The organism is Nocardiopsis chromatogenes YIM 90109, assembly GCF_000341185.1.
Taxonomy (GTDB): Bacteria; Actinomycetota; Actinomycetes; order Streptosporangiales; family Streptosporangiaceae; genus Nocardiopsis_A; species Nocardiopsis_A chromatogenes.
In genome coordinates this window covers 1-22436 of sequence record NZ_ANBH01000069.1, presented here as the reverse complement: position 1 = coordinate 22436, position 22436 = coordinate 1, and the positions used below count along the sequence as shown (strand labels likewise).

The 22436-nt window shown below is 69.5% G+C and carries 33 protein-coding genes and 2 pseudogenes; all 35 read right to left on the bottom strand.

What is annotated here, in order from left to right; all coding sequences use genetic code 11:
* Window positions 1-386 (bottom strand): annotated as a pseudogene (locus D476_RS0107145) (DNA-directed RNA polymerase subunit alpha); the annotation flags it as partial.
* Between the two features lie 135 nt (window positions 387-521).
* A pseudogene (gene rpsK / locus D476_RS0107140) lies at window positions 522-925 on the bottom strand (30S ribosomal protein S11).
* Between the two features lie 66 nt (window positions 926-991).
* Complete coding sequence (gene rpsM / locus D476_RS0107135) at window positions 992-1369, bottom strand: 30S ribosomal protein S13 (RefSeq protein WP_017623262.1); 378 nt, start codon at window positions 1367-1369, stop codon at window positions 992-994.
* A gap of 163 nt (window positions 1370-1532) precedes the next feature.
* Window positions 1533-1646 carry a 50S ribosomal protein L36 gene (rpmJ, locus tag D476_RS0107130; RefSeq protein WP_017537997.1) on the bottom strand — a complete coding sequence of 38 codons (114 nt, stop codon included), beginning with the start codon at window positions 1644-1646 and terminating at the stop codon, window positions 1533-1535.
* A gap of 64 nt (window positions 1647-1710) precedes the next feature.
* Complete coding sequence (infA, locus tag D476_RS0107125; protein ID WP_017593374.1) at window positions 1711-1932, bottom strand: translation initiation factor IF-1; 222 nt, start codon at window positions 1930-1932, stop codon at window positions 1711-1713.
* 224 nt (window positions 1933-2156) lie between these two features.
* On the bottom strand, window positions 2157-2615 hold the full coding sequence (locus tag D476_RS0107120) for a DUF1707 SHOCT-like domain-containing protein (RefSeq protein ID WP_017623261.1): 459 nt from the start codon (window positions 2613-2615) through the stop codon (window positions 2157-2159).
* A 62-nt stretch (window positions 2616-2677) separates the two neighbouring features.
* Window positions 2678-3520 carry a type I methionyl aminopeptidase gene (gene map, locus D476_RS0107115; RefSeq protein ID WP_017623260.1) on the bottom strand — a complete coding sequence of 281 codons (843 nt, stop codon included), beginning with the start codon at window positions 3518-3520 and terminating at the stop codon, window positions 2678-2680.
* Window positions 3520-4170, bottom strand: coding sequence for an adenylate kinase (locus D476_RS0107110; RefSeq protein WP_083939429.1), 651 nt, complete (start codon window positions 4168-4170; stop codon window positions 3520-3522). The genes map and D476_RS0107110 overlap by 1 nt, the downstream gene beginning before the upstream one ends.
* Window positions 4170-5483: a preprotein translocase subunit SecY gene (secY, locus tag D476_RS0107105; protein WP_017623258.1), complete on the bottom strand. Its 1314-nt coding sequence runs from the start codon at window positions 5481-5483 to the stop codon at window positions 4170-4172. The genes D476_RS0107110 and secY overlap by 1 nt, the downstream gene beginning before the upstream one ends.
* A gap of 293 nt (window positions 5484-5776) precedes the next feature.
* Entirely contained in the window at window positions 5777-6241 is a 465-nt protein-coding gene (rplO, locus tag D476_RS0107100) for a 50S ribosomal protein L15 (protein WP_017623257.1), read from the bottom strand.
* Window positions 6238-6423, bottom strand: coding sequence for a 50S ribosomal protein L30 (rpmD, locus tag D476_RS0107095; protein ID WP_017623256.1), 186 nt, complete (start codon window positions 6421-6423; stop codon window positions 6238-6240). The genes rplO and rpmD overlap by 4 nt, the downstream gene beginning before the upstream one ends.
* A 2-nt stretch (window positions 6424-6425) precedes the next feature.
* Window positions 6426-7028, bottom strand: coding sequence for a 30S ribosomal protein S5 (gene rpsE, locus D476_RS0107090; RefSeq protein ID WP_017623255.1), 603 nt, complete (start codon window positions 7026-7028; stop codon window positions 6426-6428).
* A gap of 51 nt (window positions 7029-7079) precedes the next feature.
* Window positions 7080-7466 (bottom strand): 50S ribosomal protein L18, encoded by a 387-nt coding sequence (gene rplR / locus D476_RS0107085; protein WP_017623254.1) that lies wholly within the window; start codon window positions 7464-7466, stop codon window positions 7080-7082.
* Between the two features lie 2 nt (window positions 7467-7468).
* A complete protein-coding gene (rplF, locus tag D476_RS0107080; RefSeq protein ID WP_017623253.1) occupies window positions 7469-8005 on the bottom strand; it encodes a 50S ribosomal protein L6 in 537 nt (178 codons plus the stop codon).
* Between the two features lie 17 nt (window positions 8006-8022).
* Complete coding sequence (rpsH, locus tag D476_RS0107075; protein ID WP_017623252.1) at window positions 8023-8421, bottom strand: 30S ribosomal protein S8; 399 nt, start codon at window positions 8419-8421, stop codon at window positions 8023-8025.
* A gap of 259 nt (window positions 8422-8680) precedes the next feature.
* On the bottom strand, window positions 8681-8866 hold the full coding sequence (locus D476_RS0107070; RefSeq protein ID WP_017623251.1) for a type Z 30S ribosomal protein S14: 186 nt from the start codon (window positions 8864-8866) through the stop codon (window positions 8681-8683).
* Window positions 8867-8877: 11 nt separating this feature from the next.
* Window positions 8878-9453 (bottom strand): 50S ribosomal protein L5, encoded by a 576-nt coding sequence (gene rplE / locus D476_RS0107065; RefSeq protein ID WP_017623250.1) that lies wholly within the window; start codon window positions 9451-9453, stop codon window positions 8878-8880.
* On the bottom strand, window positions 9453-9758 hold the full coding sequence (gene rplX, locus D476_RS0107060; RefSeq protein ID WP_017623249.1) for a 50S ribosomal protein L24: 306 nt from the start codon (window positions 9756-9758) through the stop codon (window positions 9453-9455). The genes rplE and rplX overlap by 1 nt, the downstream gene beginning before the upstream one ends.
* 3 nt (window positions 9759-9761) lie before the next feature.
* A complete protein-coding gene (rplN, locus tag D476_RS0107055; protein WP_017623248.1) occupies window positions 9762-10130 on the bottom strand; it encodes a 50S ribosomal protein L14 in 369 nt (122 codons plus the stop codon).
* A 101-nt stretch (window positions 10131-10231) separates the two neighbouring features.
* Window positions 10232-10507 carry a 30S ribosomal protein S17 gene (gene rpsQ / locus D476_RS0107050; RefSeq protein ID WP_017538013.1) on the bottom strand — a complete coding sequence of 92 codons (276 nt, stop codon included), beginning with the start codon at window positions 10505-10507 and terminating at the stop codon, window positions 10232-10234.
* Entirely contained in the window at window positions 10504-10755 is a 252-nt protein-coding gene (gene rpmC, locus D476_RS0107045; protein ID WP_017623247.1) for a 50S ribosomal protein L29, read from the bottom strand. The genes rpsQ and rpmC overlap by 4 nt, the downstream gene beginning before the upstream one ends.
* Window positions 10755-11171: a 50S ribosomal protein L16 gene (gene rplP / locus D476_RS0107040; protein ID WP_017623246.1), complete on the bottom strand. Its 417-nt coding sequence runs from the start codon at window positions 11169-11171 to the stop codon at window positions 10755-10757. The genes rpmC and rplP overlap by 1 nt, the downstream gene beginning before the upstream one ends.
* Before the next feature lie 3 nt (window positions 11172-11174).
* The gene (gene rpsC, locus D476_RS0107035; protein ID WP_017623245.1) at window positions 11175-11993 is read right to left on the bottom strand and encodes a 30S ribosomal protein S3; all 819 of its coding nucleotides are present in this window, start codon (window positions 11991-11993) and stop codon (window positions 11175-11177) included.
* Entirely contained in the window at window positions 11993-12346 is a 354-nt protein-coding gene (gene rplV / locus D476_RS0107030; protein ID WP_026123315.1) for a 50S ribosomal protein L22, read from the bottom strand. The genes rpsC and rplV overlap by 1 nt, the downstream gene beginning before the upstream one ends.
* 75 nt (window positions 12347-12421) lie before the next feature.
* Window positions 12422-12700, bottom strand: a complete 279-nt coding sequence (gene rpsS / locus D476_RS0107025) for a 30S ribosomal protein S19 (protein WP_026123314.1) — start codon at window positions 12698-12700, stop codon at window positions 12422-12424.
* Window positions 12701-12712: 12 nt separating this feature from the next.
* Window positions 12713-13552: a 50S ribosomal protein L2 gene (gene rplB, locus D476_RS0107020; protein WP_026123313.1), complete on the bottom strand. Its 840-nt coding sequence runs from the start codon at window positions 13550-13552 to the stop codon at window positions 12713-12715.
* Between the two features lie 63 nt (window positions 13553-13615).
* A complete protein-coding gene (rplW, locus tag D476_RS0107015) occupies window positions 13616-13906 on the bottom strand; it encodes a 50S ribosomal protein L23 (protein WP_017623241.1) in 291 nt (96 codons plus the stop codon).
* The gene (gene rplD / locus D476_RS0107010; protein ID WP_017623240.1) at window positions 13903-14574 is read right to left on the bottom strand and encodes a 50S ribosomal protein L4; all 672 of its coding nucleotides are present in this window, start codon (window positions 14572-14574) and stop codon (window positions 13903-13905) included. The genes rplW and rplD overlap by 4 nt, the downstream gene beginning before the upstream one ends.
* Window positions 14575-14576: 2 nt before the next feature.
* The gene (gene rplC, locus D476_RS0107005) at window positions 14577-15227 is read right to left on the bottom strand and encodes a 50S ribosomal protein L3 (RefSeq protein WP_017623239.1); all 651 of its coding nucleotides are present in this window, start codon (window positions 15225-15227) and stop codon (window positions 14577-14579) included.
* Between the two features lie 13 nt (window positions 15228-15240).
* A complete protein-coding gene (gene rpsJ, locus D476_RS0107000; protein WP_013156110.1) occupies window positions 15241-15549 on the bottom strand; it encodes a 30S ribosomal protein S10 in 309 nt (102 codons plus the stop codon).
* 223 nt (window positions 15550-15772) lie between these two features.
* A complete protein-coding gene (tuf, locus tag D476_RS0106995) occupies window positions 15773-16966 on the bottom strand; it encodes an elongation factor Tu (RefSeq protein WP_017623238.1) in 1194 nt (397 codons plus the stop codon).
* Window positions 16967-17019: 53 nt separating this feature from the next.
* Window positions 17020-19134 (bottom strand): elongation factor G, encoded by a 2115-nt coding sequence (gene fusA / locus D476_RS0106990; protein WP_017623237.1) that lies wholly within the window; start codon window positions 19132-19134, stop codon window positions 17020-17022.
* 45 nt (window positions 19135-19179) lie between these two features.
* Window positions 19180-19650 carry a 30S ribosomal protein S7 gene (rpsG, locus tag D476_RS0106985; protein WP_017623236.1) on the bottom strand — a complete coding sequence of 157 codons (471 nt, stop codon included), beginning with the start codon at window positions 19648-19650 and terminating at the stop codon, window positions 19180-19182.
* Between the two features lie 2 nt (window positions 19651-19652).
* Window positions 19653-20024, bottom strand: a complete 372-nt coding sequence (gene rpsL, locus D476_RS0106980; protein ID WP_017538026.1) for a 30S ribosomal protein S12 — start codon at window positions 20022-20024, stop codon at window positions 19653-19655.
* Window positions 20025-20656: 632 nt separating this feature from the next.
* Window positions 20657-22436, bottom strand: a 1780-nt coding sequence (locus D476_RS32370) for a DUF4190 domain-containing protein (protein ID WP_017623235.1), incomplete at its 5' end; no start/stop codon positions are given.

Sequence of the window (22436 nt, the reverse complement as noted above, 5' to 3'; positions counted from 1 at the left end):
TTCAGCGTGGCGATGTGCAGGTCGGGGTTGTGCCCCTCGCCCCCCGCCGGCGGCGCGATGTCCGCGGCGGTCACCACACCGGGCCCCTGCTTGCGCAGGTACATCAGAACCGGCTCGTCGTGCTCGGAGGAGACGACCAGCCCCTTGAGGTTCAGGATGATCTCGGTGACGTCCTCCTTGACGCCGGGCACGGTGGTGAACTCGTGCTCGACGCCCTCGATGCGGATGCTGGTGACAGCGGCACCGGGGATCGAGGACAGCAGGGTCCGGCGGAGCGAGTTGCCGATGGTGTAGCCGAAGCCCGGCTCCAGGGGCTCGATGACGAACTTGGAGCGGAGCTCCGACAGGCTCTCCTCCGAGAGCGTCGGACGCTGGGCGATGAGCATGTTCGGTGTTCCTTTCCCACGGCCGCCCGCTATTTGACGGCCACTGGACGGCCCCGTGGACACAGGGCCTGACAACTTCCTACCCGCGATCCCCCCGGCCGGACCCGGCCGGATGCGCGGCGGCGCTCGCCGGGGTCAGACCCGGCGGCGCTTGGGCGGACGGCAGCCGTTGTGCGGAACCGGCGTGACGTCCTGGATGGAGCCCACCTCCAGGCCGGTGGCCTGCAGGGAGCGGATGGCGGTCTCGCGGCCGGAGCCGGGACCCTTGACGAAGACGTCCACCTTGCGCANTGCTCCGGGGCACGGCGGGCGGCGGCCTCGGCGGCCATCTGGGCGGCGAACGGGGTGGACTTGCGCGACCCCTTGAAGCCGACCTGCCCGGAGCTCGCCCACGAGATCACCGCACCCGTCGGGTCGGTGATGCTCACGATCGTGTTGTTGAACGTGCTCTTGATGTGAGCATGCCCGTGGACGATGTTCTTCTTTTCCTTGCGGCGCACCTTGCGCGCGGCGCCCTGCTGGCGGCCCTTAGGCGGCATACCTGATTACTCCCAAGATCGTCGGTCCGTCGGAGTGCCGGACCCGGTGGTCGAGGTCCGGACGGACTACTTCTTCGGCTTCTTCTTGCCGGCCACGGTCTTCTTCTTGCCCTTGCGGGTCCGGGCGTTGGTCTGCGTGCGCTGACCGTGCACCGGCAGGCCGCGGCGGTGCCGGATGCCCTGGTAGCAGCCGATCTCCATCTTGCGGCGGATGTCGGCCTGGACCTCGCGCCGCAGGTCGCCTTCGACCTGGTAGTTGGCGTCGACCCAGTCGCGGATCTTGACCAGCTCGTCCTCGGAGAGCTCGTGGACGCGGGTGTCGGGGCTGACACCGGTGCTCTTCAGGATCTCGGCGGCGCGGGTCCGGCCGATCCCGAAAACGTAGGTGAGGGCGATCTCCACCCGCTTGTCGCGGGGGAGGTCGACGCCTGCGAGGCGTGCCATAAGGGCGTACTCCTTCGTGCTTGCGGAGGTCTCACCCGCCCCATTCCGCTCGCCGCCCTGACGAGCGCCCCGGCCTCCGACCGGGGGTTGTCCCCGCGCACCGCGGGGACCGAGGCAGGTCTTTCGTGTTCGTCGCCGTCGAGAAGAGGCGGGCGCCGGGGGACTAGCCCTGGCGCTGCTTGTGGCGCGGGTCCGAGCAGATGACCATGATCCGGCCGTGGCGGCGGATCACTCGGCACTTCGCGCAGATCTTCTTGACGCTCGGCTTGACCTTCATGGTGTCTCCGAACTCGAGCCGTCCCGCCCGCCCGGCTCCGGCCGGGCGGCCGTGCGGGGCGGCCTTACTTGTAGCGGTAAACGATGCGCCCGCGGGTGAGGTCGTACGGGCTCAGCTCCACGACGACGCGGTCGTCGGGGAGAATGCGGATGTAGTGCATCCGCATCTTGCCGCTGATGTGGGCAAGGACCTTGTGCCCGTTGTCGAGCTCCACTCGGAACATTGCGTTGGGCAGGGACTCGATAACGGAGCCCTCGATCTCGATGGCGCCGTCTTTCTTAGCCATATCCTCCACGCTTCATGAATCTCCCCCGCCGACGGCAGGGGTTCGCGGCCGGACACCCTCGAACGGGCACCGGGCACACTGCTGATTCGGACATTGACGATCAGGTCAACCGCGACAGCATACGCGCAGATTCCAGCGGATGCGGAAGTAAGGCACGCTGACCCAACGGCCCGAGTGTGGGCCCTACCAGTCTAACGCCCTCCGCGAGCGGGGCGTCCGCCGCCTCAGCCGCGGCCCGCGCCACCGCCGCCGCGGTGGACCGCGGCGAGTCCGAGTGTGATGAACGCCATCACGATACCCCATGGACCCAGGACCCAGAGGAACCACGGGTAGCCGCTGCCCTGCCCGGTGAGGTAGAGGATCAGCCAGATGGTGAAGCACAGCGTGTTCACGCCGAGCCACAGCCCCCACGGGATCAGCAGCGCCGGGTCGCGCAGCATCCCCGGCCCCTCCGGGGCCGGGGCCGCCGACCGGGCGTCGGGCTCCGGCGGCGCGGGCGGGGAGGGCAGGTCGGCCACGGCCGCCTCCAGGTCGCGCAGGCTCGCCGCCTTGTACACGCGCTCCAGGCGGGAGCTGAACTCGTCGCCGCCCAGCCGCCCCTGGGCGAAGTGGTCCTGCAGGAGCCGGGCCGCGCGGTCCCGTTCGGGGTCCCCCGGTCCGGTCTCCGGGGTGTCCTCGGACACGTGGCCCTCCCTCACTGGATCCGCCTCGCGCTTCACGCTGCGATCCTACTGCGCGGCCCGGGTCACCACCCCGGGTCGGGGAACGCCCTCTTCTCCAGCTCCGCCCGGTCGTCCTCCCGGGCGGTCAGCACCATCGGCCCCTCGGCGGTCACCGCGACCGTGTGCTCGAAGTGGGCCGCGCGGCCGCCGTCGCGGGTGACCACCGTCCACTCGTCCTCCAGCACCGCCACGTGCCGGGTGCCCCGGGTGGCCATCGGCTCGATGGCCAGGCACATGCCCTCCTCCAGGCGCAGGCCCTTGCCGGGCTTGCCGTGGTTGAGCACGTGCGGCTCCATGTGCATCTCGGTGCCGATGCCGTGCCCGCCGTACTCCTGGACGTTGCCGAAGGAGCCCTGGGAGCGGATGGAGGAGTCGATGGCGTGGCCGATGTCGCCCAGGCGGCGCCCGGGGCGCAGCTCGGCGATCCCGCGCCACATGGCCTCGCGGCAGACCTCCATCATCCGCACGTCGTCGTCGGAGACCGTGCCCACCGGGATGGTCACGGCCGAGTCGCCGTGCCAGCCGTCGAGGATCGCCCCGCAGTCCACCGAGACGACGTCGCCGTCGGCGAGCACCTTGGAGGCCCGCGGGATGCCGTGCACGACCTCCTCGTTGACCGAGGCGCAGATCGAGCCGGGGAAGCCCGGCTCGCTCGGGATCGGCCGGTAGCCCTTGAACGACGGGACGGCGCCCGCCCCGCGGATCACCTCTTCGGCGACCGCGTCCAGGTCCAGCGTGCTGCGCCCGGGGGCGGCCGCGGCGCGCACCGCGTCCAGGGCGCGCGCCACGACCTTGCCGGCCTCCCGCATCCTGCGGATCTGCTCCGGCGTCTTGATCTGGATGTCCGGCTTGGGCTTGCGGAACATCAGGCGCCCGGCCTGAGCGCGGCGACCGCGCGGGCCGTGACGTCCTCCACGGCGCCCGTGGCCTCGATGGCCACCAGGACGCCCCGGTCCCGGTAGTAGGCCACCAGCGGCTCGGTCTGCTCCCGGTAGACCTCCAGGCGGTGGCGGATGACCTCTTCGCGGTCGTCGTCGCGCTGGTACAGCCCACCGCCGCAGGCGTCGCACACCCCCGCCGCCCGGGGCGGGTCGTAGTCGACGTGGTAGACGCGGCCGCACTCCCGGCAGGAGCGGCGGCCGGAGAGGCGCTTGACGACCTCCTCCTCGTCCACCTTGAGCTCCAGCACCGCGTCCAGCGCGGTCCCCATGTCCTTGAGCATGGAGTCGAGCGTCTCGGCCTGGGGCACGTTGCGCGGGAAGCCGTCGAGCAGGAAGCCCTCCCGGGCGTCCTCCTCGGCGAGCCTGCCCCGCACCATCTCGTTGGTGACCTCGTCGGGGACGAGGTCGCCGCGGTCCATGTAGCTCTTGGCCGTCCGGCCGAGCTCGGTACCGCCGCTCACGTTGGCCCGGAAGATGTCGCCCGTGGACACCTTGGGGATGGACAGTTCTGACGCCAGGATCTGGGCCTGGGTGCCTTTCCCGGCACCCGGGGGCCCAACAAGTACGGCACGCACTATCGCAAGAAACCTTCGTAGTTCCGCTGCTGGAGGTGAGACTCGATCTGTTTCACCGTGTCCAGCCCGACACCGACCATGATCAGGATGCTCGTACCGCCGAACGGGAAGTTCTGGGTCGCCCCGGAGGCGCCCATCGCCACCATCGGCAGCAGAGCGATGAACCCGAGGTACAGCGATCCGGGGGTCGTCAGCCGGTTGAGCACGTACTCCAGGTACTCCGCGGTCGGACGTCCGGGCCGGATACCCGGGATGAACCCACCGTACTTCTTCATGTTGTCGGCGACCTCGGCGGGGTTGAACGTGATGGCCACGTAGAAGAACGCGAAGCCCACGATCATGACGAAGAAGGTCGCCATGTAGACCGGGTGCGTGCCGGTCACGAAGTACTCGTTGAGAAAGTTCACAACCATGTTGTCGGAGTCCTGCCCGAACAGGCCGATGGCCAACTGCGGGAGGTACAGCAGCGATGAGGCGAAGATGACCGGGATGATGCCGGCCTGGTTCACCTTCAGCGGGATGTAGGTGGAGCTGCCGCCGAACATGCGGCGGCCCACCATCCGCTTGGCGTAGTGCACGGGGATGCGGCGCTGGGCCTGCTCGATGAAGACCACGCCGGCGATCAGCACCAGGCCCGCCGCGCAGATGAGCACGAACACCCAGGTGTCCTGCTCCTGCCAGATGGTCCCGATGGAGGACGGGAACATCGCGATGACCTGGGTGAAGATCAGCAGGGACATGCCGTTGCCGACGCCGCGCTCGGTGATCAGCTCACCGAACCACATGATCACCGCGGTGCCCGCGGTCATGGTGAAGACCATGGTGATCAGGGTCAGCAGGTCGTCGTTGGGCATGTAGGTGTGGACCGGGATGCGGCCCTGGAACAGCTGCCCGCTGCGCGCCATCGCGATGAAGCTGGTCGACTGCAGGACCGCCAGCGCGAGGGTGAGGTACCGGGTGTACTGGGTGATCTTCGTCTGCCCGGCCTGGCCCTCCTTCTTCAGGGCCTCCAGGCGCGGGATCACCACCGTGAGCAGGTTGATGATGATGCTCGCGGTGATGTAGGGCATGATGCCCAGCGCGAAGACCGCCAGCTGCAGCAGGGCCCCGCCGCTGAACAGGTTGATCAGCGAGTAGATCCCCGACTCGTCGGCGGCCTGCACCGACTCCAGCTGCTCTCTGATCGCCGCGGAGTTGATCCCCGGCGCCGGGATGACCGAGCCCAGCCGGAAGATGGTCAGGATGAAAATGGTGAACAGCAGCTTGTTACGCAGGTCGGGCGTGCGGAACGCACGGACGAACGCACCTAGCACGTCTCCTCCTGCGCGGCTTCGGCGGCGGAACCGGTTCGAGACATCGCGGCCGATCCTGAATCGTCGTAGAGCGGCGGCACCGGGGGCGGCCCCGGAGCCCTGGAGTCATCGGTCAAGCGGTTAGGCGTCAGGCAGTAAGGCACTGTAACAGCCCTTCGGGTCCGGACAGGGATCGTCCTGGTAAGGGGGACCGTCTGGGCCGGGTAACACGCGGGGGCGCCGCCCGGCGCCCACCCGTGGGTGGGACGGTCCGGCCGGCGCCCCCGCATGGCTCTGGCGGATCGGATCGGCGCCTACAGCTCGGTGGTGGAACCACCGGCGGCGGCGATCTTGTCCTTGGCCGAGCCGGAGAACGCGTGCGCGCTCACCTGGACGGCCACCGTGATCTCACCGGTGCCCAGGACCTTCACGGGCTGGTTCTTGCGAACCGCGCCCTTGGCGACCAGGGCCTCGACGGTGACCTCGCCCCCCTCGGGGAACAGCTCCGCGATCCGGTCCAGGTTCACGACCTGGTACTGGGTACGGAACTTGGCGTTGCTGAAGCCCTTGAGCTTCGGCAGCCGCCGGATCAGGGGCATCTGGCCGCCCTCGAAGCCGACGGGCACCGTGGAGCGGGCCTTGGTGCCCTTGGTCCCGCGGCCGGCGGTCTTGCCCTTGGAGGCCTCGCCGCGACCCTTGCGGATCTTGGACTTGTTGCTGCCCGGAGCCGGGCGCAGGTGGTGGAGCTTGAGCAGCTCGCCGGGGGCGTTGTCGCTCATTCGCTGACCTCCTCGACCTTCACGAGGTGCGCCACGACGCCGACCTGCCCGCGGACCTGCGGACCGTCCGCACGGACGACCGAACGGCCGATCTTACCGAGGCCGAGGGAGCGCAGGTTCTCGTGCTGCTTCTTCGTGCCGCCGATCTTCGACCGCACCTGGGTGATCTTCAGCTTCGCCATGGTCAGGCACCCGCCTTCGCTTCCGCACGGGCGCGCAGCATGGCGGCCGGGGCGACGTCCTCGATCGGCAGGCCGCGGCGCGCCGCGATCTCCTCGGGACGGCCCAGGCCCTTGAGGGCGGCCACGGTCGCCTTCACGATGTTCAGCGCGTTCGACGAGCCGAGCGACTTGCTGAGCACGTCGTGCACGCCGGCGCACTCCAGCACCGCGCGGACCGGACCGCCGGCGATCACACCGGTACCCGGGGCGGCCGGGCGCAGCAGCACGATGCCGGCCGCGTCCTCGCCCTGGACCTGGTGGGTGATGGTGCCCTGGATGCGGGGGACGCGGAAGAAGTTCTTCTTCGCCTCCTCCACGCCCTTGGCGATGGCGGCCGGAACTTCCTTGGCCTTGCCGTAACCGACGCCCACCATGCCGTTGCCGTCGCCGACGACGACCAGCGCGGTGAAGCTGAACCGCCGGCCGCCCTTGACGACCTTGGCGACCCGGTTGATGGTCACGACCTTCTCGATGTAGGAGACACCCTTGTCTGCGGCGCCGCCGCGGCGATCGTCGCGGCGGTCTCGCCGCTCGCCACCGGCGCCGCGCCGCGGAGCTGCAGCCATCAGTGGTTCCTCTTCCCGTCGGTGTACTTGCTGTGGACCGGGTTCATCGGATCAGAACTCCAGCCCGCCGGACCGCGCGCCCTCGGCGAGGGCGGCGATGCGGCCGTGGTAGCGGTTCCCGCCGCGGTCGAAGACGACGGCGGTGACGCCGGCGTCCTTGGCGCGCTGCGCGAGCAGCTCGCCGACCTTCTGCGACTTCTCGGACTTCGTGCCCTCCTGGGCGCGCAGCCCGGCCTCGATGGTGGAGGCGGAGACCAGGGTGTGCCCCTTGGTGTCGTCCACGATCTGGGCGACCATGTGCTTGGAGGAGCGGGTGACGACCAGGCGCGGGCGCGCCGGGGTGCCGGTGATCTTCTTGCGGACCCGCAGGTGCCGCCGCGCACGCGAAGCAGTGCGCGCGGCCGTGCCCTTGCGGACCGCGGTCGTGCTCTTCGCCATGCCTACTTACCAGCCTTTCCGGCCTTCGAGCGGATCTGCTCGCCCTTGTACCGCACGCCCTTCTTCTTGTACGGGTCGGGCCTGCGCAGACCGCGGATGTTGGCGGCGACCTGGCCCACCAGCTGCTTGTCGATGCCCTCGACGTGCAGCAGGGTCGGCTTCTCCACCCGGAAGGTGATGCCCTCCGGCGGCTCGATCACGACCGGGTGGCTGTAGCCCAGGCTGAACTCCAGGTTGGAGCCCTTGGCCTGGACGCGGTAGCCGACACCGTGGATCTCCAGGGTCTTGCTGTAGCCCTTGGAGACGCCCTCGACCAGATTGGCCAGCAGCGCCCGGTTCAGGCCGTGCAGCGACCGGTTCTCCGGGTGGTCGTCCGGGCGGGCGAGCGTGATCTCGCCCTCGCCCCGCTCGACCGTGATCGGGTCGGTAACGGTGTGGTGCAGAGTGCCCTTCGGCCCCTTGACAGTGACGTCTTGCCCGTCAATCGTGACTTCGACGCCCTTGGGGACCGAGATCGGCAGTCGACCGATACGCGACATGCTGAAATCTCTCCCTATTACCAGACGTAGGCGAGGACTTCGCCGCCCACGCCGCGCTTCTTGGCCTGCTTGTCGGTCATCAGGCCGCCGGACGTCGAGATGATGGCGGTGCCGAGGCCGCCCAGGACGCGCGGAAGGTTGTCCTTCTTGGCGTAGACGCGCAGGCCCGGCTTGGACACGCGCCGGATGCCGGCGATCGAACGCTCCCGGGTGGGGCCGTACTTCAGCTCCACCTCCAGGGACTTGCCGACCTGCGCCTCTTCGACGCGCCAGCCCTGAACGTAGCCCTCCTGCTGGAGGATCTCGGCGATGTGCGCCTTGATCTTCGAATACGGCATCGACACGCTGTCGTGGTGCGCCGAATTCGCGTTGCGCAGACGCGTGAGCATGTCTGCGATCGGGTCGGTCATCGTCATGGCCGACTGGCCCTTCCTCACCGCGGTTTCCCCAAGGACAGGCGGGTCCCTTCCCGCCTGTTCCCCTTCACGGGGCACCTCTAGGACCTACGGCGTGGTCACGGGCACCCCACCGGACGCACCGGTGGCAGTGCCCTGATTCTCTCCATCGTGTTACGTGGTGGTCGCCGCGCCCGCCCGCGCCCGATGCGTCAGGGGGGCGGCGCGGCGGCTCCCGCGATCCGCTCCGGCCGGCCGGGTCGCACCCGGTCCGGGGCCGCTACCAGCTCGACTTGGCGATACCCGGCAGCTCGCCCTTGTGCGCCATCTCGCGGAAGCAGATGCGGCACAGGCCGAACTTGCGGAAGACGGCGCGCGGACGTCCGCACCGCGAGCAACGAGTATACGCGCGGACGGCGAACTTCGGCTTCCTGTTCGCCTTGGCGATCAGCGCCTTCTTTGCCATGGTCGCCTCCCTCAGGCTTCCTTGAAGGGGAACCCGAGGCGCTTGAGCAGGCTGCGCCCCTGGTCGTCCGTGGTCGCACTGGTCACGACCGTGATGTCCATGCCCCGCTGGCGGTCGACCTTGTCCGGGTCGACCTCGTGGAACATGACCTGCTCGGTGAGGCCGAAGGTGTAGTTGCCCTTGCCGTCGAACTGGTTCGGGTTGAGCCCGCGGAAGTCCCGGATGCGCGGCAGCGCGAGGGAGACCAGGCGGTCCAGGAACTCCCACATCCGGTCGCCGCGCAGGGTCACGCTGGCGCCGATCGGCTGGCCCTCGCGCAGCTTGAACTGCGCGATGGACTTCTTCGCCCGGCTGATCTTGGGCTTCTGGCCGGTGATCGCCGACAGGTCGGCGACGGCGCCCTGGATCAGCTTGGCGTCGCGCGCGGCCTCGCCCACGCCCATGTTCACCACGACCTTGGTCAGGCCGGGGATCTGCATGACGTTGGCGATCCCGAACTCCTCGCGCAGCCCCGGCATGATCTCGGAGCGGTACTTCTCCTTGAGACGAGGCATCGCCGGAGCCTCGGTGTCGTTGGTGACCGTCATCAGATGTCCTTACCGGTACGGCGCGAGACGCGAACCTTCTTGCCGTCTTCGGTGAAGCGGTAGCCGACCCGGGTGGCCTTGCCGTCCTCGGCGAGGGCGACGTTGCTCACGTGGATCGGCGCCTCCTGCGTGACGACCTCGCCCTGCTGGCCGCTCGCCGGGTTCGCCTTCCTGTGCTTCTTGATGAGGTTGACGCCCTCGACGACGACACGCTGCTCCTTGGGAAGGGCCTTGATGACCTTCCCGGTGGCACCCTTGTCCTTGCCGGCGATGACGATGACCTCGTCGTCCTTCTTGACCTTCATCGCCTAGAGCACCTCCGGCGCTAGCGAGATGATGCGCATGAACCTGTTGTCCCGCAGCTCGCGTCCGACCGGACCGAAGATGCGGGTGCCTCGCGGGTCCCCACCGTCCTTGATGAGCACGGCGGCGTTCTCATCGAAGCGGATGTAGGAGCCGTCGGGCCGGCGGCGCTCCTTGACGGTGCGCACGATGACAGCCTTGACGACATCGCCCTTCTTCACGCCTGCGCCGGGAAGGGCGTCCTTCACCGTCGCCACGATGGTGTCGCCGATGCCCGCGTAGCGCCGACCCGAGCCACCGAGGACACGGATGGTCAAGATCTCCTTGGCCCCCGTGTTGTCGGCGACCTTGAGTCGCGACTCCTGCTGAATCACGTCTGCTCCTGATATGTGCGCGCGGGCACACTGCCCGCACTGCTAGGTGGTCTCACCCCTTGGGCGGCCGATCTCCACCAACCGGCCGCCGAGGCAGGGGTTTACTTAGCCTTCTCCAGGATCTCCACGACGCGCCAGCGCTTGGTCGCCGACAGCGGGCGGGTCTCCATCATCCGGACCCGGTCGCCGACGCCGCAGATCTCGTTCTCGTCGTGGGCCTTGTACTTGGTGGTGCGGCGGATGACCTTGCCGTACAGCGCGTGCTTGACGCGGTCCTCCACCTCGACGACCACGGTCTTCGACATCTTGTCGCTGACGACGTAGCCCTCGCGCACCTTGCGGTAGTTGCGAGCGGTCCGCTCGTCGATCTCGCTCATTCGGCTGCTTCCTTCGTCTTCTCAGCCGACTCGGCCAGCGGCATGATGCCCAGCTCGTGCTCCCGCAGGACCGTGTAGATCCGCGCGATCTCGCGCTTGACGGTGCGCAGTCGGCCGTTGTTGTCGAGCTGCCCGGTGGCAGCCTGGAAGCGCAGGTTGAACAGCTCTTCCTTCGCCTCCTTGAGCTTGCCGACCAGGTCCTCCTGGGACTGGCCGCGCAGCTCCTGGGCGGTCGGGGACTTCGCCATTACTCCCACACCTCCCGCTTCACGAACTTGCACCGCATCGGGAGCTTGTGCATGGCCCGACGCATGGCCTCCTTGGCCACCGGCTCCGGCACGCCGGACAGCTCGAACATCACACGGCCCGGCTTGACCGGGGCGACCCACCACTCGGGCGAACCCTTGCCGGAGCCCATGCGGGTCTCGGCCGGCTTCTTGGTCAGCGGACGGTCCGGGAAGATGTTGATCCACACCTTGCCGCCGCGCTTGATGTGACGGGTCATGGCGATACGAGCGGCCTCGATCTGCCGGTTGGTGACGTAGGCGGCGTCCAGCGCCTGGATGCCGTACTCACCGAAGTTGACCGTCGTCCCACCCTTGGCGCGGCCGCGCAGGTCCGGGTGGTGCTGCTTGCGGTACTTGATCTTCCGGGGAATGAGCATCGGTCAGCTCCCCTCGTTCCCGGACTTCTCCGCGCCCTGAGTCGCCTCGGCGGGCGCACTGGACTTGGCCTCGCCCTGCGGGCCCTGGCCGCCGCCCTGACCGCCGCGGCGACGGCGGCCCGGGCGCTCGCGGCGCTGGCCCTGGCCACCGCCCGGAGCGCGCTGGGCGGCCTGCTGGGCCTCGCGCTCGGCGCGGCTGGCAGGGGCGTCGCCCTTGTAGATCCACACCTTCACGCCGATGCGGCCGAACGTCGTACGGGCCTCGAAGAAGCCGTAGTCGATGTCGGCGCGCAGCGTGTGCAGCGGGACCCGGCCCTCGCGGTAGAACTCCGACCGCGACATCTCGGCACCGCCGAGACGGCCGCTGCACTGGATGCGGATGCCCTTGGCGCCGCTCTTGGAGGCGCTCTGCATGGCCTTGCGCATCGCGCGGCGGAACGCCACGCGGCTGGCCAGCTGCTCGGCGACGCCCTGGGCGACCAGCTGCGCGTCGGTCTCCGGGCTCTTCACCTCGAGGATGTTGAGCTGGACCTGCTTGCCGGTCAGCTTCTCCAGGTTGCCGCGCAGGCGGTCGGCCTCGGCGCCGCGTCGGCCGATGACGATGCCGGGACGGGCGGTGTGGATGTCCACACGCACGCGCTCACGGGTCCGCTCGATCTCGACCTTGCTGATTCCGGCCCGCTCCATGCCGCGGTTGAGCATGCGGCGGATGGCCACGTCTTCCTTGACGTAGTCCTTGTACTGCTTCTCGGCGTACCAGCGGGTCTTGTAGTCAGTCGTGACCCCGAGCCGGAACCCGTGCGGGTTGATCTTCTGGCCCACTATCGGGTCCTTTCCTTGGTCTCACTGGGCTCCACGACCACGGTGATGTGGCTCGTGCGCTTGGTGACCCGGAAAGCGCGCCCGAAGCCGCGCGGACGGATCCGCTTCAGCGTCGGCCCTTCGTCCACCCATGCACGCCCCACGACCAGGTTCTCGCGGTCCAGCTTGTCGTTGTGCTCGGCATTGGCGATCGCACTCGCCAGCACCTTGCCCACCGGCTCGCTCGCCGACTGCGGGGCGAACCGGAGGACCGCCTGTGCCTCGTCAGCGGGCAACCCGCGAATAAGGTCCACCACACGGCGGGCCTTGCGGGGCGTGACGCGGACGAACCGCGCCTGTGCCCTCGTTCCCATCGCTTTTTCCTCGCTCACGGAAATCTCCTCCCCACGCACCGTGGGGAACATGGTCCTTGTCGATCGTTGCAACCGCTAACGGCGGCTACGGCGGTCTTCCTTGACGTGGCTCCGGAAAGTGCGCGTGGGGGCGAACTCGCCGAGCTTGTGGCCGATCATCGCCTCGGAGATGAAGACCGGGACGTGCTTGCGGCCGTCGTGCACGGCGATGGTGTGCCCGATCATCTCCGGGATCACCATGGAGCGCCGCGACCACGTCTTGATGACGTTCTTGGTGCCCTTCTCGTTCTGGTCCTCCACCTTCTTGGCCAGGTGGTGGTCCACGAAGGGGCCCTTCTTAAGGCTACGTGGCATCAGACGTGCTCCTTACCGCTTCTTCTTGCCGCTGCGCCGACGCCGCACGATGTACTTGTCGCTGGCCTTGTTCTTCCGGCGGGTCCGGCCTTCCTTCTTGCCGGCGGGGTTGACCGGGTGCCGACCGCCCGAGGTACGGCCCTCACCACCGCCGTGGGGGTGGTCGACCGGGTTCATCACCACACCGCGCACGGTGGGCCGGCGGCCCTTCCAGCGCATGCGGCCCGCCTTGCCCCAGTTGATGTTGGACTGCTCGGCGTTGCCGACCTGCCCGACGGTGGCGCGGCAGGTGACCTCCACCATCCGCATCTCCCCGGAGGGCATGCGCAGGGTGGCGTAGGCGCCCTCCTTGGCCAGGAGCTGGATCTGCGACCCGGCGGAGCGGCCCAGCTTGGCGCCGCCGCCCGGCTTGAGCTCGACCGCGTGCACGAACGTACCCGTGGGGATGTTGCGCAGCGGGAGGCAGTTGCCGGGCTTGATGTCGGACCCGGGGCCGTTCTCGACCCGGTCGCCCTGCTTCAGGCCGGCGGGCGCCAGGATGTAGCGCTTCTCGCCGTCCACGTAGTGCAGCAGGGCGATGCGGGCGGTCCGGTTCGGGTCGTACTCGATGTGCGCGACCTTCGCGGGGACGCCGTCCTTGTCGTGCCGACGGAAGTCGATGACGCGGTAGGCGCGCTTGTGGCCGCCGCCCTGGTGGCGCGTGGTGATACGGCCGTGGCCGTTGCGGCCGCCCTTGGAGTGGAGCGGACGCACCAGGGACTTCTCCGGCTCCGAGCGCGTGATCTCGACGAAGTCGCTCACGCTGGAGCCGCGACGGCCCGGCGTCGTCGGCTTGTACTTACGAATGCCCATCTTCTTCGCGCATTCCTTTGCGTATTGCTGGTTGAAGCGGTGTACGGCCGCGGCAGCGGCGGATCAGACCCCGAAGATGTCGATCCGGTCGCCGTCGGCGACCCGCACGATCGCGCGCTTGGTGTCCGGGCGCTTGCCGAACCCGAAGCGGGTGCGCTTGCGCTTGCCGGGACGGTTGATCGTGTTCACGCCGGTGACCTTCACGTCGAAGATCTTCTCGATCGCGATCTTGATCTGCGTCTTGTTGGCGTCCGGGCGCACGATGAACGTGTACTGGTTCTGGTCCTGCAGCCCGTAGCTCTTCTCGGAGATCACCGGCTCGACGATGATGTCCCGAGGGTCGGGGATCCTCACTGGTCGTCCTCCTCCGGCTTCTGGGCCTGCGAGGCACCCGAAGCGTGCGCCAGGAACTCCTCGTACCCGCGCTCGGTGAAGACCACGTCGTCGGCGTCGAGGACGTCGTAGGTGTTCACCTGGTCCGCGTCGAGGATGTGCACCTCGGCGAGGTTGCGCAGCGCGAGGCGGTTGGTCTCGTCGTTGCGGTCCAGGACCACGAGCACCTTGTCGGACTCGGTGACCTGGCGCAGGGCCTTCAGCGCGGTCCGGGTGCGCCCGCTGGTGACCTCGTCGGAGACGAACTCGGTGAGCAGGTGCACCCGCCCGTTGCGGGCCCGGTCCGACAGGGCGCCGCGCAGCGCGGCGGCCTTCATCTTCTTCGGGGTCCGCTGGGCGTAGTCGCGCGGCTGGGGGCCGTGCACGGTGCCGCCGCCGGTGAACTGGGGCGCGCGGGTCGAGCCCTGGCGGGCGCGGCCGGTCCCCTTCTGCCGGTAGGGCTTCTTGCCGCCGCCGCGGACCATGCCGCGGGTCTTGGTGGCGTGGGTCCCCTGCCGGGCCGCGGCCAGCTGCGCGTTCACGACCTGGTGCATGAGCGGGATGTTCGCCTGCTGGTCGAAGATCGCCTCAGGGAGCTCGACGCTCCGGCCGGCGGCGCCGTCGGGGCCCTTGACCTCGATCGTCGCCATAATCAGTTCTCCCCCTTCGCGGCCGTGCGGACCAGCACCAGGCCGCCGTTGGGCCCGGGCACCGCACCCTTGACCAGGATGAGGCCCTTCTCCGCGTCGACCGACTGGACCTTGAGGTTCTGCACGGTCGTCCGGTTGCTGCCCATCCGGCCGGCCATCCGCATGCCCTTGAACACGCGGCCGGGCGTGGCGCAGCCGCCGATGGCGCCCGGGGCGCGGTGCACCTTGTGGGCACCGTGCGAGGCCTTCAGGCCGCGGAAGCCGTGGCGCTTCATGACACCGGCGAAGCCCTTGCCCTTGCTGCGGCCGGTGACGTCGACGACCTGGCCGGTCTCGAAGTCGTCGGCGGACAGCTCCTGGCCGAGCGTGTACTCGGTGGCATCCGAGGTGCGGACCTCGACGTAGTGACGGCGCGGCGTCAGGTCGTGCTTGCGCAGGTAGTCGCCGAGCGGCTTGTTCACCTTGCGCGGGTTGACCTTGCCGTAGCCGAGCTGGACGGCGGAGTAGCCGTCGGTCTCCGGAGTCCGAACGCGCGTCACGACGCACGGGCCGGCCTTCAGGACGGTCACGGGCACGATCCTGCCCTGCTCGTCGAAGACCTGGGTCATGCCGAGCTTCTCGCCCAGGACTCCCTTGATCTGCTTGGTGGCCATGTCTGTGCGTCCCTTAAAGCTTGATCTCGATGTCGACGCCGGCCGGGAGGTCGAGACGCATGAGCGAGTCGACGGTCTTCGGCGTCGGGTCGATGATGTCGATCAGCCGCTTGTGCGTGCGCATCTCGAAGTGCTCCCGCGAGTCCTTGTACTTGTGCGGGGAGCGGATGACACAGTAAACGTTCTTCTCCGTCGGCAACGGCACCGGGCCAGCGACCTGCGCGCCGGTCCGCGTCACGGTCTCGACGATCTTGCGAGCCGAGCTGTCGATGACCTCGTGGTCATAGGCCTTGAGCCGAATGCGGATCTTCTGTCCCGCCATGGTGGCCTTTTCGTCCTTCGCTTCAGTGTCCGTAGAGGCGCGGAGCCGGCGAGCCGGCCCGGGCCCCGTCAGGGGGCGCCCTGTCGTTGTGTGGCTCTATTCACCTGAGAAACCGCTGCAGGGCTGTCCCCTGAGGTGCATCACCGCTACAGAGCCCGATGACGTCGTTCATGGTGCGGCGGTCGGGCGGCCTTCGGCGGCCCGACCGCCGCATACGGTCGTCCTACTTGAGGATCTTGGTGACGCGCCCGGCGCCCACGGTCCGGCCACCCTCGCGGATGGCGAACTTCAGGCCCTCCTCCATCGCGACCGGCTGGATCAGCTGGACCGTCATGCCGGTGCTGTCGCCCGGCATGACCATCTCGGTGCCCTCCGGCAGCGTGACGACGCCGGTGACGTCGGTGGTGCGGAAGTAGAACTGGGGCCGGTAGTTGTTGAAGAACGGGGTGTGGCGGCCGCCCTCGTCCTTGGACAGGATGACGACCTGGCCCTCGAACTCGGTGTGCGGGGTGGTGGTGCCCGGCTTGATGACGACCTGGCCGCGCTCCACGTCCTCGCGCTTGGTGCCGCGCAGCAGCAGACCGACGTTGTCGCCGGCCTGGCCCTGGTCGAGCAGCTTGCGGAACATCTCGACACCGGTGACCGTGGTGGTCTGCTTGTCTTCCTTGATGCCGACGATGTCCACGGTCTCGTTGACGTTGATGACACCGCGCTCGATGCGGCCGGTGACCACGGTCCCGCGGCCGGTGATCGAGAAGACGTCCTCGATCGGCATCAGGAACGGCTTGTCGGTGTCGCGCTCGGGCTCGGGGATGTTCTCGTCCACGGCCTTCATGAGCTCCAGGACGCCCTCGGCGGCGTCGGCGTCGCCCTCCAGCGCCTTGAGCGCGGAGACCTTGACGACCGGGACGTCGTCGCCCGGGAACTCGTACTCGCTGAGGAGCTCGCGGATCTCCATCTCGACGAGCTCGAAGATCTCCTCGTCGTCCACCATGTCGGCCTTGTTCAGGGCGACGACGATGTAGGGGACGCCGACCTGGCGGGCCAGGAGCACGTGCTCCTTGGTCTGCGGCATCGGGCCGTCGGTGGCGGCGACCACCAGGATGGCGCCGTCCATCTGCGCCGCACCCGTGATCATGTTCTTCACGTAGTCGGCGTGGCCGGGGCAGTCCACGTGGGCGTAGTGGCGCGCCTCGGTCTGGTACTCGACGTGGGCGACGGAGATGGTGATGCCGCGCTCGCGCTCCTCGGGAGCGTTGTCGATGTCCGCGAACGGCGTGAACGGGTTCATCTCCGGGAACGCGTCGTGCAGGACCTTGGTGATGGCCGCCGTCAGCGTGGTCTTGCCGTGGTCGATGTGCCCGATGGTGCCGATGTTGACGTGCGGCTTGCTCCGGTCGAACTTTGCCTTCGCCACTGGATCTCTCCTAGACGTACAGGGTTGCTAGCTGACTGGTTACGTGTTCGCGGTCATTCACCGCGGGCCTTGGCCACGATCTCTTCCTGCACGCTCGAGGGGACCTCGGCGTAGGAGTCGAAGACCATGGTGAAGTTCGCCCGGCCCTGCGTCCGACTGCGCAGGTCGCCCACGTAGCCGAACATCTCCGACAGGGGCACCTGGGCCTTGACGACCCGGCTCCCGCCGCGCTCCTCCATCGACTGGATCTGGCCGCGGCGGCTGTTCAGGTCGCCGACCACGTCGCCCATGTACTCCTCGGGCGTCGTGACCTCCACCGCCATGACGGGCTCCAGGATGACCGGCTTCGCCTTGCGGGCGGCCTCCTTGAACGCCATGGACCCGGCCACCTTGAAGGCGAGCTCGGAGGAGTCCACGTCGTGGTACTGACCGTCCCGCAGGGTCACCTTGACCCCGACGATCGGGTACCCGGCGAGGACGCCGAACTCGGCGGCCTCCTGGCAGCCCGCGTCCACCGAGGGGATGTACTCCCGCGGGATGCGGCCGCCGGTGATGTTGTTGACGAACTCGTAACCGCCGCTGTCACCTTCGCCGTCGGCCGCGAGCGGCTCCAGGTCGATGATGACGCGGCCGAACTGGCCCGAGCCGCCCGTCTGCTTCTTGTGGGTGTACTCGACCTTCTCGACCTTCTTGCGGACGGTCTCCCGGTAGGCCACCTGCGGCCGGCCGATGTTGGCCTCGACCTTGAACTCGTCCCGAAGGCGGTTCACCTGGACCTCGAGCTGGAGCTCGCCCATGCCCGACACGATGGTCTGGCCGGTCTCCTCGTCGGTCTTGACCTGGAAGGTCGGGTCCTCTTCGGAGAGCCGCTGGATCGCCAGGGAGAGCTTCTCCTGGTCGCTCTTGGTCTTGGGCTCGATGGCCACCTCGATCACCGGGACCGGGAAGGTCATCGACTCCAGCACGATCGGGTTGCCCGGGTCGCACAGGGTCTCACCGGTGGTGGTGTCCTTGAGCCCCATGACGGCGACGATGTCGCCGGCGCCCACGCTCTGGATCTCCTCGCGCTTGTTGGAGTGCATCCGGTAGATCTTGCCGATGCGCTCCTTGCGGCCCTTGAGGCTGTTCAGGACCTGGGTCCCGGCCTCCAGGACACCCGAGTAGACCCGGATGTAGGTCAGCTTGCCCAGGTGCGGGTCGCTCATGATCTTGAAGACCAGCGCGGAGAAGGGCTCCTCCTGGCTGGGCTTGCGGACGAGCGACTGCTCCTCGGAGTCGTCCTTGGGGTCGTGGCCCTGGACGCCGCTGATGTCGGCCGGCGCGGGCAGGTAGGCGACCACCGCGTCGAGCAGGGGCTGCACGCCCTTGTTCTTGAACGCGGAACCACAGGTGACCGGGATCGCGGTGCCGGCGATGGTGGCGCGGCGGATGGCGGGCACGATCTGCTCGATGGTGGGCTCGTTGCCCTCCAGGTAGAGCTCCATGATCTCGTCGTCGGCCTCGGCCAGCGTCTCGATCATGGTGTCGCGCGCCTCGCGGGCGGCTTCGGCGTACTCGTCGGGGATCTCGACCGTGTCGTAGGCCTCGCCGAGCTTGGCCTCCGCGTTCCACACGTAGGCCTTCATGCGGACCAGGTCGATGACGCCCTTGAAGTCCGACTCCGCGCCGATCGGCAGCTGGATCGCCATCGGGGTGGCGTTCAGGCGCTCGCGGATCATGTCCACGCAGCGCTGGAACTCCGCGCCGATCTTGTCCATCTTGTTGACGAAGCAGATCCGCGGCACCTCGTACCGGTCGGCCTGGCGCCAGACCTGCTCCGACTGCGGCTCCACGCCCTCCTTGGCGTCGAAGACCGCGACTGCGCCGTCCAGAACACGCAGCGACCGCTCGACCTCGGACGTGAAGTCCACGTGGCCGGGCGTGTCGATGATGTTGATGGTGTAGTCGTTCCAGTGGGTGGTGGTGGCGGCAGAGGTGATCGTGATGCCCCTCTGCTGCTCCTCCTTCATCCAGTCCATCGTGGCGGCGCCGTCGTGGACCTCGCCCACCTTGTGGGTCACACCGGTGTAGAACAGGATCCGCTCAGTCGTCGTGGTCTTGCCCGCGTCGATATGAGCCATGATCCCGATGTTGCGGACCTTGGCAAGGTCAAGAGCGGTGGTAGCCATGTGGCTCGTCTCTCTCGGTCTCAGGTATCGAGTAGCCCGCGGGGGTTACCAGCGGTAGTGAGCGAAGGCCTTGTTGGACTCCGCCATCTTGTGCGTGTCCTCACGCCGCTTGACGCTGGCACCGAGCCCGTTGCTCGCGTCGACCAGCTCGTTCATCAGGCGCTCGGTCATGGTCTTCTCGCGGCGCTGGCGCGAGTAGGTGACCAGCCAGCGCAGGGCGAGCGTGGTGCTCCGGGAGGCGCGGACCTCGACCGGGACCTGGTAGGTCGCGCCGCCGACGCGGCGGCTGCGGACCTCCAGGGAGGGCTTGACGTTGTCGAGCCCGCGCTTGAGGACGACCAGGGGGTCCTGACCGGTCTTCTCCCGCGCGCCCTCCAGCGCTCCGTAGACGATGTTCTGGGCGAGGGAGCGCTTGCCGTCCAGCAGCACCTTGTTGATCAGTGCGGTGACGAGCGGCGATCCGTAGACCGGGTCGGTGATCAGCTGGCGCTTCGGCGCCGGGCCCTTGCGCGGCATGCTTACTTCTCCTTCTTAGCGCCGTAACGGCTGCGCGCCTGCTTGCGGTTACGGACGCCCTGCGTGTCGAGCGAACCGCGGACGATCCGGTAGCGGACACCCGGCAGGTCCTTCACACGGCCGCCGCGCACGAGCACGATGGAGTGCTCCTGCAGGTTGTGGCCGATGCCGGGGATGTAGGCCGTGACCTCGATCCCGCTGCTCAGCTTCACACGGGCGACCTTGCGCAGCGCGGAGTTCGGCTTCTTGGGCGTAGTGGTGTAAACACGCGTGCACACACCACGACGCTGCGGACTCCCCTTCAGCGCCGGGGTCTTGTTCTTTGCGACCTTGTCCTGTCGGCCCTTGCGGACCAGCTGCTGGATGGTGGGCACCGCGTCTCCGTCTTCCTCGTGACCTACGCCGGTTCTCGTAGCCTTGTCGCTATCGACCTGCTGGATTTCCCGTTCCCCCCGACCCCCGCATCCGGGCGTGTCGGGCTCTGTCCCGCGGACGGCCGACACCGAATACGCCCGACCTGGCGGTCGAATGTCATGGGAGGAGGTGTCACGCGGCGCCGGACTCGCGACCGGCCCCGTGGGGCGGCGCGACGAGCGCACGCGCTGTGACCCGTTGGCTCACGGGCACGAAGTGCAAGGGTACCGAAGGGGTTGTGCCCGGTCAAAACGGGTTCGGCCCCCTGGGTACCGCTGTTCCTCGGACCTCATATCAGCCGTAGGTCGCTTCCCAGTGTAACGACCCCCGGGCAGTGCTCGGGCGCATTATCGGGCCACCGGGGCGCGTTCCCCGCCACAGCACACCGATGCGACATGGATCACTGCGCGTGGCGCCCTATTTCGGACGCCACCGGCGCCGCGCGCGCCCGATCCCGGCGCAGGTCGTGCCATCACGGTCCGGATGCGGATAAGCACGGGTGGTGCACGGGAGGCGCACGGGGGGCACGGACACGGAAGGGCCCGGGTCCGGACCGTGTCCGGACCCGGGCCCGCCGTCCTCGGGCCGCGCCCTACAGGACGAGGAGGTAGGCCGCCGCCGCGGCCGCCTCCAGGAGGAACAGGCCGAGGCCGACCCAGCCCAGAACGGTCCCGGTGCGCGCCTGGCCCTCGCCCTCGAACTCGCCGTGCGAGGAGCGGATCCGGCGCACCGCGCGGGGGCCGACGATGACCGCGGCCACCGACGTGAACAGGCCGATGCCGGGGATCAGGCCGATGACGCCGAGCCACATCGCGGCGGCGGCGCCGGTGTCCGGCTCGGCCCACACGTCGTCGATGCTGTCGTAGCCCGGGTAGTCGTCCCCGGCGTTTCCGCCGGGCGGCCGGTCCTCGAAGCCGGGGAACTCCTCGGCGACCCGGTCCCGCCGTCCCTGCCGCCCCGGGGCGTCCCCGCCCCGGGGCCCACCGTCGTAGCCGTCCCCGTAGCCGTCCCCGTAGCCGTCGTCGTACCGCTCGTCGTACCGCTCGTCGTACCCCTGCTCGGGGCCGCCCGGCCCGGCATTGCCCGGACCGGCGTACCCCTGATCGGCGTACCCCTGGTCCGGGACGGCGCTCCACTGCTGGGTGGCCGGCCCCTCCGGCTCCCAGCCGCCGGGCGCCGGGGCCTGCTGCCGCCCCCACTGGTCGCCCCACTGCTGCTCGCCGCTCCACGGGCCGGGCTCCGGGCCGTCCGACCCCGGGCGGCCCGGCTCGGGCCGGTCGGGGCCGCCGAAGGCGTCGGGGCCGTCGAACCTTCTGGGCCCCCCGAGCCCGTCGGGCGGGCCCAGCGGGTCGTCCCGGCCGATGGCCGGCATCGCCTGCGTCCCCTCGTAGGAGGGGCCGCGGGCGCCCTCCGCCCCCCACGCGCCGGGCGCGTGCGCGGGGCCGGAGCCGTACTCCTCGTCCCCGGCCGACGGAGGCGCCGCCCACTGCCGCTGCGCGGGGGCCTCGCCGAACGCCTCGGGATCGGCGGGCGGTGCCGCCGCCTCCTCCCGGGCCGAGCGCTGCTGCGCGGCGATCGAGCCGAGCGGGTCCGACGGGTCGAGGCCGCCCGCGGGGCGACCGGGGCCCGTGCCCTGCGGCGCCTGCCCGTCGGGGGCGCCCCGGTCGCTCCAGGGGCCGCCGGGGGCGAGCGGGTCGTAGTCGTCGTACCCGCCCGAGGAGGCCGCCTCGGGGGCCTCCGGCGCCTGCGGGCGCGTGCCGAACGGGTCCTGCGCGTACGGGTCCTGCGGAATGTAGGGCTCCTGGGCGGAGTCGCGCCCGGCCCGGCGGCGCTCCTCGTCGCGGATCGCCGCGTCGCGCACCTCCGACGGGAGGTTGTAGTCGTCGCGGCTGAACGCCCAGGTGTTGCCGCTGCCGGTGCCCAGGCCGCCGCCGAGGCCCGCGCTCCCCTCGCCCGGCGCGGCCCCCTCGGGCGCGCCGGACTCGGGTGCGGGCGCACCCCACGGGGCACCGCCCGCGCCCGGTCCGGGCGGAGCGGAGGGCTCCGGGGACAGCGGGTCGGAGCCGGGGGCCGCCGGGCCGCCGGACGCCCCGGGGCCGCCGGTGCCGCCGTAGCCCCAGGAGGGCGCCGAGGGGCCGGAGGCCCCGGGGACCTGCGGCTGCGGGCCCGTCCTCGCCGGGCCCCACAGCGGGTCGCTCCCCAGTGCGCCGGACGGTCCTTCCCCGTCACCGTCCGGCCCCGGGAATCCGCCGGTGCCGCGCCCCGGCGCGTCCGGCTCCCCCGAGCCGTCCGGGCCGGGGGCGGCGCTCGGCCACCCGCCGCTGTCGAGGACCCCGGGCACGGGCGCCTCGCCCCCGCCGCCCGCGGGGGGC